Annotated in this window: 14 protein-coding genes and 1 pseudogene; 7 read left to right on the forward strand and 8 right to left on the reverse strand. The window is 62.9% G+C overall.

Translation table 11 applies throughout. The annotated features are described in order from the left end of the window. Positions 1–158 precede the first annotated feature (158 nt). Complete coding sequence (gene kup / locus BI344_RS02730) at positions 159–2,024, forward strand: low affinity potassium transporter Kup (protein ID WP_071111418.1); 1,866 nt, start codon at positions 159–161, stop codon at positions 2,022–2,024. A gap of 74 nt (positions 2,025–2,098) precedes the next feature. Here the strand turns inward: kup and BI344_RS02735 are convergent, their stop codons facing one another. Together BI344_RS02735 and BI344_RS23660 are read right to left on the reverse strand one after the other, a co-directional pair. Continuing rightward, on the reverse strand, positions 2,099–2,665 hold the full coding sequence (locus BI344_RS02735; protein WP_071111419.1) for a phosphohydrolase: 567 nt from the start codon (positions 2,663–2,665) through the stop codon (positions 2,099–2,101). Next, positions 2,665–2,901, reverse strand: coding sequence for a hypothetical protein (locus BI344_RS23660; RefSeq protein ID WP_139166864.1), 237 nt, complete (start codon positions 2,899–2,901; stop codon positions 2,665–2,667). The genes BI344_RS02735 and BI344_RS23660 overlap by 1 nt, the downstream gene beginning before the upstream one ends. 324 nt (positions 2,902–3,225) lie before the next feature. Between BI344_RS23660 and BI344_RS02740 the strand changes: the two genes are divergently transcribed. From BI344_RS02740 to BI344_RS02755, 4 genes are read left to right on the forward strand one after another with little or no spacing between them, the layout of a single operon-like run. After that, on the forward strand, positions 3,226–3,762 hold the full coding sequence (locus BI344_RS02740; RefSeq protein WP_071111420.1) for a helix-turn-helix domain-containing protein: 537 nt from the start codon (positions 3,226–3,228) through the stop codon (positions 3,760–3,762). After that, positions 3,759–4,505, forward strand: a complete 747-nt coding sequence (locus tag BI344_RS02745) for a queuosine precursor transporter (RefSeq protein WP_071111421.1) — start codon at positions 3,759–3,761, stop codon at positions 4,503–4,505. Before BI344_RS02740 ends, BI344_RS02745 begins: the two co-directional genes overlap by 4 nt. Next, the gene (locus BI344_RS02750; RefSeq protein WP_071111422.1) at positions 4,502–5,836 is read left to right on the forward strand and encodes a chorismate-binding protein; all 1,335 of its coding nucleotides are present in this window, start codon (positions 4,502–4,504) and stop codon (positions 5,834–5,836) included. Before BI344_RS02745 ends, BI344_RS02750 begins: the two co-directional genes overlap by 4 nt. After that, the gene (locus BI344_RS02755) at positions 5,833–6,288 is read left to right on the forward strand and encodes a hypothetical protein (protein WP_071111423.1); all 456 of its coding nucleotides are present in this window, start codon (positions 5,833–5,835) and stop codon (positions 6,286–6,288) included. The genes BI344_RS02750 and BI344_RS02755 overlap by 4 nt, the downstream gene beginning before the upstream one ends. Positions 6,289–6,293: 5 nt before the next feature. On the opposite strand, the gene ampD is transcribed toward BI344_RS02755, so the two are convergent. Together ampD and BI344_RS26305 are read right to left on the reverse strand one after the other, a co-directional pair. Continuing rightward, positions 6,294–6,869, reverse strand: coding sequence for a 1,6-anhydro-N-acetylmuramyl-L-alanine amidase AmpD (gene ampD / locus BI344_RS26300; RefSeq protein WP_476727295.1), 576 nt, complete (start codon positions 6,867–6,869; stop codon positions 6,294–6,296). A 3-nt stretch (positions 6,870–6,872) separates the two neighbouring features. Continuing rightward, positions 6,873–7,313 (reverse strand): annotated as a pseudogene (locus BI344_RS26305) (GNAT family N-acetyltransferase); the annotation flags it as partial. A 207-nt stretch (positions 7,314–7,520) separates the two neighbouring features. Between BI344_RS26305 and BI344_RS02765 the strand changes: the two are divergent. Then, complete coding sequence (locus BI344_RS02765) at positions 7,521–8,051, forward strand: hemerythrin domain-containing protein (RefSeq protein ID WP_071111425.1); 531 nt, start codon at positions 7,521–7,523, stop codon at positions 8,049–8,051. A 70-nt stretch (positions 8,052–8,121) separates the two neighbouring features. On the opposite strand, the gene tal is transcribed toward BI344_RS02765, so the two are convergent. The 3 genes from tal to phoB form a co-directional block, all read right to left on the reverse strand. Continuing rightward, complete coding sequence (gene tal / locus BI344_RS02770) at positions 8,122–9,183, reverse strand: transaldolase (RefSeq protein WP_071111426.1); 1,062 nt, start codon at positions 9,181–9,183, stop codon at positions 8,122–8,124. A gap of 110 nt (positions 9,184–9,293) precedes the next feature. After that, a complete protein-coding gene (phoR, locus tag BI344_RS02775; protein ID WP_071111427.1) occupies positions 9,294–10,601 on the reverse strand; it encodes a phosphate regulon sensor histidine kinase PhoR in 1,308 nt (435 codons plus the stop codon). A 6-nt stretch (positions 10,602–10,607) separates the two neighbouring features. Beyond that, positions 10,608–11,297, reverse strand: coding sequence for a phosphate regulon transcriptional regulator PhoB (phoB, locus tag BI344_RS02780; RefSeq protein WP_071111428.1), 690 nt, complete (start codon positions 11,295–11,297; stop codon positions 10,608–10,610). 420 nt (positions 11,298–11,717) lie between these two features. Here phoB and BI344_RS02785 point away from each other — a divergent pair, with 420 nt between their 5' ends. Then, the gene (locus tag BI344_RS02785) at positions 11,718–12,161 is read left to right on the forward strand and encodes an Lrp/AsnC family transcriptional regulator (RefSeq protein WP_071111429.1); all 444 of its coding nucleotides are present in this window, start codon (positions 11,718–11,720) and stop codon (positions 12,159–12,161) included. 69 nt (positions 12,162–12,230) lie between these two features. On the opposite strand, the gene gap is transcribed toward BI344_RS02785, so the two are convergent. Further along, complete coding sequence (gap, locus tag BI344_RS02790; protein WP_071111430.1) at positions 12,231–13,229, reverse strand: type I glyceraldehyde-3-phosphate dehydrogenase; 999 nt, start codon at positions 13,227–13,229, stop codon at positions 12,231–12,233. Between the last annotated feature and the right edge of the window lie 86 nt (positions 13,230–13,315).

Below are 13,315 nucleotides of genomic sequence, written 5' to 3' on the forward strand. Positions count from 1 at the left end.
CGCGTCTGGAGTAACCTGCGCGCAGCCGGAGTTTTTATGGCTTTTTTATTCCGCCACCATCATCAACAATGAGGGTAATGGCGGCTGCCATGAATGCCTCCGGGCCCCCACGTCGCTGCGGCAATGCGGACAGCGATGCACAACCGTTATGGAAACTTATGCAGGATCACAACAAACAGGCGATGGCTGGCCTGACGCTGGCCGCGCTCGGCGTCGTCTACGGCGACATCGGCACCAGCCCGCTCTATACCTTGCGCGAGTGTTTCGTCAGCCAGAACATCCCCACCACTCCTGACAACATATTCGGCATTCTGTCGCTGATCTTCTGGTCGCTGATCTTCGTGGTGTCGATCAAGTACGTGGCCTTCGTGCTGCGCGCCGACAACCGCGGCGAAGGCGGCATCATGGCGCTGATGGCGCTGGCCCGCCACTACACCACCCACGCCGCGCGCTGGAAGATCGTGATGCTCGGCCTGTTCGGCGCCGCGCTGTTCTACGGCGACGCAATCATCACCCCGGCGGTGTCGGTGCTGTCCGCCGCCGAGGGCATGGAAGTCATCTCCTCCGGCATGGAGGCCTACGTGCTGCCGGTGGCGGTGGGCGTGCTGGTGGGTCTGTTCCTGCTGCAGCGCCACGGCACCGCCAGCGTCGGCCTGCTGTTCGGCCCGGTGATGATGGTTTGGTTCGCCATCCTGGGCATTCTGGGCCTGAACCAGATCCTGCAGCAGCCGGCGGTGCTGCAGGCGCTCAACCCCTGGCACGCCTTCGTCTTCCTGCACAAGCACGGCTTCCACGCCTTCCTGACGCTGGGTTCGGTGGTGCTGGCGCTGACCGGCGCCGAGGCGCTGTACGCCGACATGGGCCACTTCGGCAAGACGCCGATCCGCCGCGCCTGGTTCGCGCTGGTGCTGCCCGGCCTGGCGCTCAACTATTTCGGCCAGGGCGCGCTGCTGATGCACAATCCGGCCGCCATCAAGAACCCATTCTTCCTGCTGGCGCCTGACTGGGCGCTGCTGCCGATGATCGTGCTGGCCACGCTGGCGACGGTGATCGCCTCGCAGGCGGTGATTTCCGGCGCCTATTCGCTGACCCGCCAGGCCATTCTGCTGGGCTACTGCCCGCGGCTGGAGGTGAACCACACCTCGGAAAAGGAAATCGGCCAGATCTACATGCCCTTCATCAACTGGGCGCTGCTGATCGCGGTGCTGGTGGTGGTGCTGACTTTCAAAACCTCGTCCAGCCTGGCCGCCGCCTACGGCATCGCCGTCACCGGCACCATGCTGATCACCACCCTGCTGTTTTTCGTGGTGGCGCGCGTCAACTGGCGCTGGCCGCTGCCGCTGGCGCTGGGCATCACCGTGCTGTTCGGCGTGATCGACACCGCCTTCTTCGCCGCCAACGTCCACAAGGTGGCCGACGGCGGCTGGCTGCCGCTGGTGATGGGGATGGTGATCTTCACCTTGATGAGCACCTGGAAGCTGGGCCGCGAACTGCTGTTCAAGCGCCTGCGCGAACAAGCGCTGCCGCTGGACGATTTCATCCAGAACCTGGAAGCCTATCCGCCGGCGCGGGTGGAGGGCACCGCGGTGTTCCTCACCAGCACGCTGCACGGCGTGCCGCACGCGCTGCTGCACAATCTAAAGCACAACAAGGTACTGCACGAAAGGGTGGTGCTGATGACGGTGCGCACCGAGGATGTGCCCTACGTGGCGGACGACGAGCGGCTGGAAGTGGTGCAGATGTCGGCCTCGTTCTGGCGCGTGATGGCGCGCTACGGCTTCAAGGAGGACCCGAACGTGCTGGAAGTGATGGAAATGTGCAAGCGGGAAGGTTTCGATCTGGAGCTGATGGACACCTCGTTCTTCCTGTCGCGCGAAACCATTGTTCCCACCGAGCGCCCCGGCATGGCGCGCTGGCGCGAGAAGCTGTTTGTCTGGATGAGCAAGAACGCGATGCGCGCCACCGACTTTTTCCAAGTGCCCACCAACCGGGTGGTGGAGCTGGGCGCCCAGGTGGAACTGTAAGCGCGACGGCGGCGCTCCGCAAAACACCAGGCGCGCCGCAACGGCGCGCCTTGGTTTATCCGGCAATCCGGCTCTCAGCCTCTGCCCCTCAGTCTGCGCAGGGGCGCGTCCCTCTTGTCCCCCCAGCACAAATACTGCTCGTAAACCGTGCAAAACGTCGCCAGCACCTGGGAAATGGTCATCGGCCAAATTCGGTCGGGTAGCGGCGGCACGCCCATCAGGATAGGCCATTCCACATTGTCCGGCGGCATCAGGTCACGGCGCTCGGTTGCCAGCAGGCGGGTATCCGCCATCGCCAGCATCGCCCGGTCCTCGCCGGACAGGTCAAGGCGGAAGCGGGCCTCCACCACCTCCGTCACCCGGCACGACATCGGCCTGTCGTAAGAGTCGGCCCGCACCACCTCGCCGCCATACGCCTTGGCCGCGCCATACAGCAGGCCGGCCAACTGCAGCCGCGGCGGCAATATCTCCGCCATCCGGATCGCATGTTCGGCCTCGCTGTAAAACTGGCGGCAGGCGCCGCCGAAACGGCAGATGTGCGCCAGATGATGGGCGATATCGGCGATGTCGATGTCGTCCGGCTTGGGGTCCAGCACATTGAGATAGCGGCCGGACACAGTCTGGATAAATGCGTTCACCATCAAACGTTCTCCTGAACGATCAAAATACCGGCACGTCCACCCCATCCACCGCGCCACAGATGCGCGCCGCGCCTGGAAAAAGCCCGCCAGCCCGAATTCCGCCGCGCCACTAGCCGCCGATAAGCGCATGAAACACGCTCCACGGCCAATCCCATCCGGGTCCTGCCCCGCATCAAGTTGAAATTTATTTCACCTGAAGTATTGAAATCATCAATTCCAAAAGCATAGAATTTCATTCTTTAATACCCACTGAATTGAATGCTCTGCCTGTGTTGGTATCGACTCGCACTCCACACGACCCACTCACTTTCTTGCTGCCTGGTCATTCGGATGGCTGTCAATCATTCAAAGAAAAAATCACATATCGAACAGTCTCATCAAAAATAAACCAAACAAGAACTTTATATGACATATGTCATTAACCATGCCAATGTAGCATGAAGTGAAATCCCGTTGCCAGTACCCAATACCTTGATCCTGCACCGAATTTTCAGATCGGCATGTACATACATGCGCCATACAATCAAAAACAAGACTGACTCGATAGGAGAAATCGCACAGTGCATGCAGAGGACCCCGCCAAAAAAAATCACTTCCTGAATGAATTCAAACAAGCGGCCATCAGGAAAATCCGCGACCGAAAGTTATCCATCAGCGAATTGGCAAGAATCACCGGCATCAAACAATCCACCTTGCACAAGGGACTGTACGACGCGCGCGAGCTGACATTCAGCAACGCTAGCGCAATTAGCAATGCGCTGGATATCAGTCTGGCCGGAAACAATCCGCCAACCAATAATCGGATGGCGCCCGTCATTACCAGCTTGGCTCAACTGGATTCGCTTCATCACGCCTCACAGCCGGTATGGGATGAATATGTGCTGCTGGAACAAATGGCGGAAGAAAATATTCTGGCCATCGATCAGTCCCTATTCCGGCCTGCGATTTTTCCAGACCGTTCCGTGCTGTTGATCCAGACAGAAATAAAACATGGCGTCAATCTGGCCTACCTCAATCATTCCTATCTTGCGCTGAGCAATATCGGCCACCCGCCGCTTGGAAAAATTATCGGCATCACATTCAGGAAAAACAAATGAAAATAGTCAGAGAACTGGCGGCGAAAACCATGACCGCCATAGACCCCATCGTCATCTTGTCCTTCTTGATACTAGTTTCCGCCATCGCCTCCAATCTGACTTCCTACAAGGTGATCCAGATCTTCGGCACGGAAGCCAGCCTAGGCACGTTCACCATGCCCATCATCCTGATGCTGCTCAACCCGATCGCCGAGGTCTACGGCAAGAACCGCTCCAACCAGATCCTGTTCGCCACCTGCCTGGCGGAAATCATCTTCGCCGTCTCCTTCTCCGCGCTCAGCCAGTCGCAACGCGATTGCAGCCTGATGGCGCTGGCCGGCGAACGCAGCCATTGCGAGGCGCTGAACAGCAGCTACATCCTGATCAGCGAACACATCGTCAGAGGCTCCGTCTCCTTCGCGCTGGGCTGCCTGATTGGCAGCCAGTTCAACACCCGCTTCCTGCTTTATCTGAAGACCCTGTGGTCTAGCCGCTTCTATTTCATCCGCGACATCTTCTCCTCCATCGTCGGCGAAGTGGTGTACACCGCCATCTGCTTCATGATCGCGTTCTACGGCGTGTTTCCGTTTGCGACGATAGTGAAGATTTTCGCCTTCAGCCTGGTGTTCAAATTCTCGTCCACCGTGATCCTGTCCTGGATTTCGCAATACATCGTCCAACTGCTGTACCGCTACCAGGCCTGGCTGGAACCCGCGCCGTCCAGCAAGAAAGTCAAATTTTCCTCACGGTATCTGCAAGTATGAATCCCATCCTCCTGCATGACCGCCCTCCCTCCGACCAAGCCGCCGCCCCGCCGCTGTTCGCGCTGGAAAGCAATTACGACTACACCAGCAAGTACCGCCGCCAGTCGCGGCGGGTGGAACAGGCGTCGCTGACCTTGCTGTTCTTCGCCGACAGCATCGTGCTGCTGCCGCGCAGCGGCAATGGCCGGCGCATGCTCGAGGCGCTGGAAGCGCGCCTGCCGCTGCGGCGCGACGCGCGCGACGAGCAAGCCCGCAGCCTGGCGCTGGATGCGGCCGCGCCGCTCAGGCACAGGCTGGAGCAACTGCGCCAACTGCCCGCGCATTTCCAGGCCGACGCCGGCTTCGGCCTGTACGGATTTTTCGCTTACGAGCTGATCCACGCCCAACTGGGCCTGCCCTGCGACTTGCTGGGCATCTTCCATCTGCCGGAGCGGCTGCTGGCGGATGGCCAGGCGCGCGGCTATTTCATCGGCCCGGCGGCAGACGACGGCCAGGCGCCGCCGCCGCCCGACCTCGCGCGCTTCATCGACATCGACCGCTTCGCCGCCGGACGTTGCCAGCCTTACGAGCAGATATACCGTGCAGTCAGCCTGCGGATAGCCGATGGCGCGCTGCGTTCGGTCAACCCCAGCTTCGTCATCCGCCGCCCGACCACCCGCAGCGCCTACCAGATCTACCGGGCCTTGCAGGAGAACAACCTGGCGCCGTACAACCTGTTCTTCGACGCCGGAGCCTTTCAGCTGGCGGGCGCGTCGCCGGCGATGTTCCTGCGCATCCACGGCGGACGGGTGGAAACCAGCCCGATCTGCGGCACCGCGGCAAGGGGCAGAAGCGAAGAGGAGGATCGCCTGCGGATGGAGACGCTGCTGGCATCGGAAAAAGACGGCTTCGAACTGGCCGAGTGCATACGGGCGGACATCGCGGCCAAGGAGGCCAGTTGCCAGGATGTCGAATTGCTGGCCGCCAAGGAGATCGAGAAGTTCGCCAATGTCTTCCACACCTCTGCCCATGTCGGCGCCACGCTGAAGGCGGGATGCACGCCGGGCGACGCGATCGCCGACCACCTGTGGCCGGCCACCATCATCGGCACCCCCGCCGCCGACGCCGCGCGGCTGCTGGCCGGGCAGGAAAGCCGCCACTGGTATGGCGGAGCGTTCGGCTACCTCACCGCCGCCGGCGAAGTGAACCTGGGCACCATCATCCGCACCGCGCTGATCCGGGACGGCGTCGCCACCACCCGCGTCGGCAGCACCCTCACCCGCCACTCCAGCGCGCAGCTGGAGCAGCAGGAACTGGAAGCCAAGGCGGCGCTGATCCTGGGCGTGCTATGAAACCGCTGACCATAGAAGACATCGACGGCGACGCCATCACCATCCGGCTGGTGAATACCGCCAAGACCTACCGGATCGCGCTGGACAAGATGGTGAAGCTGCAGGACATCCAGGGGCTGGACAAGGACGAGATCCTGCTGGCGGGGGTGGTGGCCGGCAAGGTGGCCCGCCGCCATCCGCCGTTGCTGGCCCAATACGACTTCAGCCAGATCGCGATAGGCGGCGACTTCCGGCTGAAGAGCATCGCCTTCGACAAGAACGTGTCCTTCGTCGCCGACGAAAGCGCCAGGGTCAGCATCCCATGCCGGGACCTGCTCAGCAATCTGGACGTCATCGGCAAGCTGTCCGACGAGCTGGCGTTCTACATCGGCTTCCTCTACGCCGCCTTCATCCTGCCGGACGCAGAACTGACCTTCCAGGACCACCCCCGCCCCTATCTGACGCTGAAGTGACGGCGCTACAACGCCAGGCCGCACTCCGCCTGCGCGCGCGCCCAGTCGAACCAGGGACCGGGATCGGTCTTGCGCCCCGGGGCGATGTGCTCATGGCCGGCCAGCGCCGACAAGGGCAGATGGCGGCGCAGTTCGGCGCTCAGCGCCGCCAGCATCCGGTACTGCGCCTCGCTGAACGGCTCGAAATCGCAGCCCTCCAGCTCCACGCCTATCGAGAAGTCATTGCACTTCTCGCGCCCGCGCCAGCTGGACACCCCGGCATGCCAGGCCCGCTGCCCCACCGGCACGAACTGCAGCAGCCGGCCGTCGCGGCGGATGAAGAAGTGCGACGACACCCGCAACTGGTGAATGCTCTGGTAGTAGGGATCGTCGTCCGGATTCAGGCTGTTGCCGAACAGCTGCTGCACTCCGGGGCCGCCATAGCGGCAAGGCGGCAGGCTGATGTTGTGGATCACCAGCAGCTCGGGGACGCAGCCGGGGCTGCGCTCGTCGCAATTGGGCGATGCCTGCTGCAGGGCGCCGCGCATCCAGCCGTCCGCCCCCAGCGCCAAGGCTGGCGGCGTGGCGGGCCGGTAGTCCATCCGCCACAGCACCAGCCCGTCCGGCACGTTCCAGCGCCGCTCCAGCACGAAGCCGGCCTTGTGATAGAGCGCGATCGCCGCCTGGTTGACTTCCGCGGTGTCGACGCTGGCGCGCGCTTCGCCATGCAGCGCGTGGTTGAGCAGCCGGTAGCCCCAGCCGGCGCCGAAATGCTCCGGGTCCACCACCGTGCGCTCGATGTGCAGGCCGCCGTCAAGCCGGCGCGACACCACCAGCAGGCCACGCAGGGCCCCGCCTTCGAAGGCCGCCAGGATGCGGTCGCGGCAAGAACGCAACGCCGCCAGATCGGTCCACAACAGCGGCAGCGCCGGGTAATCCAGCCACGCCACCTCCACCCGGTGGGCGGCGAATTGCAGCTGTAAGGCCCGCTGCGCCAGCTCCGCGTCGTCCCGGTCCAGCGCCCTCACTTCAAACGGCAAATCCATACTCGTCCTCGGTCATCTAGGTTCCGGACTGCCCCGTACAAATCCGGCTTGTGTTCCATCGCGCAAAGCAGTATCAAGAACTTGCGCCACGCATTCCGTCAGCGGCAGATCGTTCAGCCACATCGAACTTATGCTTGAGGCGCGTCATGTCCATGGGTTCGGCATTGAGCCACAATCATGCCAGAACCAACGCAGGAGACCACCCTCATGCTCACGCTCGACACCCTTGGGGACGCGGCGGCGCCCAGCTTCGAACAACCGCTGGAAATGCTGCAGGCCTGTCACGACAAGATCCGCCGCTTCTGCGACCAGCTGGACAAGCTGCCACCGTACATCGAGGAGCACGGCGTGGACGAAGCCGCCCGCAACGCGATAGACAGCGTGGTGCGCTATTTCGACATCGCCGGCCCCGCCCACCACACCGACGAGGAGGAGGAGCTGTTCCCGCTGATAGAAGAGCGCGTTCCCACCGCCGCCTCGCGGCTGGAACAGCTGACAGCCGAGCACGGCTACCTGCACTCGTGCTGGAACGCCATCCGCGACGATCTGATGTCGCTGCGCGACGGCCGCATCAAACAGATCAGCAGGAACGAATTGCAGGAATTCGCCCGCCAATACCGCGAGCACGCCGCCGCCGAGGAGGCCTGGCTATTTCCCACCGCGGCCAAGGCGCTGAGCGAGCAGGAGCTGCGCGCAGCCGGCACCCGTATGGCCGAGCGCCGCCATCTGGCCGACTGATCCGGTCCGGCTGCGAAAAAAGGGTTGCCCGCTTGCGCCGGCAACCCTTTTTCATTGCGCGCAGCCCGGCTCAGGCGGTCAGCTTCAGCAATTGGGTGAACGCGTCCTCAAACAGCTTCAGGCCGTCCTTCTGCAGCTTCTCGCCCACGGCGGCCAGGTCGATGCCGGCGGCCTCCACCTCGGCCAGCAGCGCCTGCACCTCGTCCATGGCCAGCGGCAGCGTCAGCTCCGCGTCGCCATGGTTGCGGAAAGCGGCCAGGGTGGCGTCCGGCACCGTATTGACGGTCTCGTCGCCGATCAGGCTCTCGACATACAACACGTCGCGGTAGGCCGGGTTCTTGGTGCCGGTGGACGCCCACAGCAGGAACTGCGGACGGGCGCCGGCGGCGCGCAGCTTGGCGAACTCTTCGCCGTGGAAACGCTGCTGGTAACGGGCGTAGGCGGCCTTGGACAAGGCGATGGCCACCTTGCCCTGGTGCGGCGCGGCCACTTGCGGGTCCAGCAGGCTGTCCACCCGCGACAGGAAGAAACTGGCCACCGCCTTGACGCCGGCTACCGCCTGGCCGTCGGCCAGGCGCGCCGACAGGCCGGCGATGTAGGCATCCCATACCGCTTCCACCTGCGGCAGCGAGAACAGCAGCGTGATGTTGACGTTGACGCCTTCGCGGGTCAGCTGCTGGAAAGCGCGGATGCCGGCGGCGGTGGCGGGAATCTTGATCATCGCGTTGGCGCGGCCGATCTCGGCCCACAATCGGCGGGCGGCGGCCAGGGTGCCGGCTTCGTCGTTGGACAGCTCCGGCGACACCTCCAGGCTGACGTAACCGTCGTTGCCTTGGCTGGACTCATACTGCGGCAGCAGCAGGTCGCAGGCCGCGCGGATGTCGGCCACCACCAGGGTTTCGTAGCGCGCCTCGGCCGACAGCGCGGCGTTCTGCTTCAGAACCTCCAGCTCACCCTGATAGCTCGCGTCGCTGCTGATGGCCTTGTAGAAGATGGCCGGATTGGAAGTGACGCCGGCGATGCCGTCATCGGCCAGCAGGCGCGCCAGTTCGCCGGAGGCGATCAGTTCTCGGGAAAGGTTGTCCAGCCAGATGCGTTGGCCGAACGGACGGATGGCTTGAAGTCGGTTCATGGTGATGCGGTCCAGGCGATTGCTTAACGTAAAGGGTTCCACATCGTAGCGCGCCGACACCGCCGCGCCAAGGAAATTGTCGCGGCGGCTTGCGCTGGATCGAAGATGGCTCAGGCCGCCTGGCTGTCGTTGCGGCGCTCGCGCGGGAACACCACGCTGAAGGTGCTGCCGCGCTCCGGCTCGCTCTTGATTTCCAGCCGGGCGTGATGGCGCGCCAGCACGTGCTTGACGATGGCGAGGCCCAGGCCGGTGCCGCCGCTGCCGCGCGAGCGGCCGCGGTCAACCCGGTAAAAGCGCTCGGTCAGCCGCGGGATGTGCTCGCGCGGAATGCCGATGCCGGTGTCGCTGACCGAGAAGCGCAACTGCTCGCCCTCCTCCAGCCAGGCCAGCGTGATGCTGCCGCCCTCCGGCGTGTAGCGCACCGCGTTGGACACCAGGTTGCCGAAGGCGGAGTGCAGCTCCTGGCCGCTGCCCCACAAGCCGGCGTCGCAACAGCCCGCCAGCTTCACCTGATGGCGGCCCTGGGACAGACCTTCGGCCTCCACCATCAGCGTGTCCAGCATGTCGCGCATGTCCACCTTTTCCGAGCTCGCCGTCTTGGGGCTGTTCTCCAGCCGCGACAGCGCCAGCAAATCCTCCACCAGGCTCTGCATCCGCCGCGATTGCTCCATCATCATCGGCAGGAACTGGCGGAAGGTGCGGTCGTCCACTTCCGGCATGTCGCCCAGCGTTTCCAGAAAACCGCCCACCACCGTCAGCGGCGTGCGCAATTCGTGCGAAACGTTGGCGACGAAATCGCGGTGCACTGTTTGCACCCGCTCCAGCTGGGTGATGTCGCGGGTCAGCAACAGCTTGCGGGTGGAGTCGAACGGCACCAGTTGCAGCGAAATTACCAGTTCGCGCGGCTGGGAGAAGCTGAGCACCAGCGGCTGGCTGAAGCTGGCGGTCTTCATATAGCCGTGGAAGGCCGGCTGGCGGATCAGGTTGAGAATCTGGTTGCCGACGTCGCGCTTGCGGTCCAGCCCCAGATGCTCCACCGCCATCGGGTTCACCCATTCGATGCGGTCGTGCTCGTCCAGCACCACCACGCCGTCAGGCATCGCCTCGCCGGCATTGATGAAGCGCTCCAGCACATGGGTCAGCTTCTTCTTGCTCTGACTCTGGTTGCGCATGGTGCGGTACAGCGTCATGAACACCGAATGCCAGACGCCGAAGCCATCCGGCACCCGCTCCGGCACCGGGTGGCGCAGCCAGCGCAGCAGCAGCGCGATGTGGTAGAGGTTGAAGGCCAGCCAGGCGCCCAGCGCGATGGCCAGCGCCAGCAGCGCGTCAGTGGCCGAGGACAGCGCCCAGAAACCGCCGCTGATGATGACGATGGTCACCAGCCACAGCAGGGTTCGTTGCAGAAATTCGCGCATCAAGCCTCACTGTTGCACGGAGAAACGATAGCCGGTGCCGCGCACGGTCTGGATCAGGCCATCGTGCCGGGTATTCTCCAGCGCGCTGCGTAGCCGGCGGATATGCACGTCGACGGTGCGCTCTTCGACGAAGACGTGGTCGCCCCACACCTGGTCCAGCAGCTGGGCGCGCGAATGCACCCGTTCCGGATGGGTCATGAAGAAGTGCAGCAAGCGGAATTCAGTCGGCCCCAGATCGATCACGTTGCCGTTGCCGGTGACGCGGTGGGTGACCGGGTCCAGCCGCAGGCCCTGCACGTCCACCGCGTCGTCGGTCATTTGCGGCGCGCGGCGGCGCAGCACCGCCTTGATGCGGGCCAGCAGCTCGCGCGGCGAGAACGGCTTGGTGATGTAGTCGTCGGCGCCGGTTTCCAGACCGACTATCTTGTCCTGCTCGTCGGAACGGGCGGTCAGCATGATGATGGGTATATGGCGGGTGCGCTCGTCGGCGCGCAGGCGCTTGGCCACATCGACGCCGCTGGCGCCCGGCAGCATCCAGTCCAGCAGCACCAGGTCCGGCAACGCGTTGCGCACCAGCGTGAGCGCAGCCTCGGCGGTGCCGGCGCGCAACACATGGTGGCCAGCCTGGGCCAGGTTGAAGGCGATCAGCTCCTGAATCGCCGGTTCGTCTTCGACAAGCAAGATATTGGCGGCCATGGTTCGGCTATCCTCGTTTGATTGTGTGGCAAGGATACAAACGCTTGATGACAGTAATATGACATGTCTTGGAAAGTTCCCGCGCCCGGATTGTCTTCCATCCGGCCCGCCACCGCCAGACAAAAAAAAACGGGCCTGCCGAATGGGCAGACCCGGAATGGTCGTCGTCAAAAACGTTTGATCTGACAAGAGACCAGGGACAAAGAGATCACCAGGACAGTCTCAAATGAGGGGGTCGAGCGACTCGCTCATCCGCAACCAATCTTGGACGGAGACCGCGGCGGGACGTGCCGCTTTCTCCTTGATACGGGCTGCATTCTACGTAGCAAATGCCGGCCAATCCTCATTCAATCATTGGTTTTTTTCTTTTTTTGCCTTTTTTTTGATGTTTATTTCGTCATATTTACTTAGAATCGAAACATGGACAGATTTGATCGAAAAATCCTCGCTGCGCTGCACGAAAATGCCAGGATCAGCTTCGCCGAATTGGCGCGGCGGGTGAACCTTTCCGCCCCGGCGGTGGCCGACCGGGTGGCCAAGCTGGAGCAGGCCGGCGTGATCACCGGCTACCGCGCTCAGATCGATCCCAGCCGGGTGGGCCTGCCCATCTCCTGCCTGATCGAATTAACAGTCAAGCATCTGGAGTACTACCTGGTGATCGAGCAGATCCGCAATACGCCGGAGGTGATCGAATGCGCATCGATCACCGGCACCAGCGGACTGATGATCAAGGTGGCGGTGGACACCATGCCTTCGCTGCAGGCCTTGATCGCTAGGCTGATGCAGTTTGGCGACACCAAGACCTCCATCATCATCGACATGCCGGTCTCGCCCAGGATGCCGGCGCTGCAGCAGGACGAGTAGGCGCAAAAAACGGCCAGGGCCCTTGCGGGCGCCGGCCGGAACAGAGAACAACTCTCCCTTACATACTGCTCAACCCGCGACGTGCCTGACGAAACGCAGCATATTGCAGGTATAGCCGTATTCGTTGTCGTACCAGGCCACCACCTTGATGAAAGTCTTGTCCAGCGCGATACCGGCGTCGGCGTCGAAAGTGGACGGCGCGGTGTTGCCGACGAAGTCGGTGGACACCACCTTCTCGTCGGTGTAGCCCAGCACGCCCTTCAGCTCGCCCTGGGAAGCCTCCTTCATCGCCTTGCAGATGTCGGCGTAGTCGGCTTCCTTTTCCAGCTCCACCGTCAGATCCACCACCGACACATCGGAGGTCGGCACGCGGAAAGCCATGCCGGTCAGCTTCTTGTTCAGTTCCGGGATCACCTTGCCCACCGCCTTGGCGGCGCCGGTGGATGACGGGATGATGTTTTCCAGGATGCCGCGGCCGCCGCGCCAGTCCTTGGACGACGGGCCGTCGACGGTCTTCTGGGTGGCGGTGGCGGCATGCACGGTGCTCATCAGGCCGCGCTTGATGCCCCAGTTGTCGTGCAGCACCTTGGCAACCGGCGCCAGACAGTTGGTGGTGCAGGAAGCGGCGGAGACGATGGCCTCGCCGGCGTATTTCTGATGGTTGACGCCGTAGACGAACATCGGGGTGTCGTCCTTGGACGGCGCCGACTGCACCACTTTCCTGGCGCCGGCCTCGATATGCTTCTGGCAGCTTTCCTGGGTCAGGAAGAAGCCGGTGCACTCGATGACGATGTCGGCGCCGATCTCGTTCCATTTCAGGTTGGCAGGGTCTTTCTCTGCGGTCAGGCGGATGGTTTTGCCATTGACGATCAGGCTGTTGCCCTCCACCTTGACCTCGCCGTTGAAGCGGCCGTGCACCGAGTCGTACTTCAGCATGTAGGCTAGGTATTCCGGGTCGAGCAGATCGTTGATGCCGACCACTTCGATTTCAGGGAAGTCCTTGGCGATGGCGCGGAACGCCATGCGGCCGATGCGACCAAAACCGTTGATACCCACTTTGATTGCCATGATGAAGTCTCCTTGTCAGCTTGTGACAGCTCAATGAACGATTCGATGGTCTGAACCTCGCCACCGAAAAAGCAAATTCCACGGGC

It is taken from the genome of Chromobacterium sphagni (genome assembly GCF_001855555.1).
GTDB lineage: Bacteria > Pseudomonadota > Gammaproteobacteria > Burkholderiales > Chromobacteriaceae > Chromobacterium > Chromobacterium sphagni.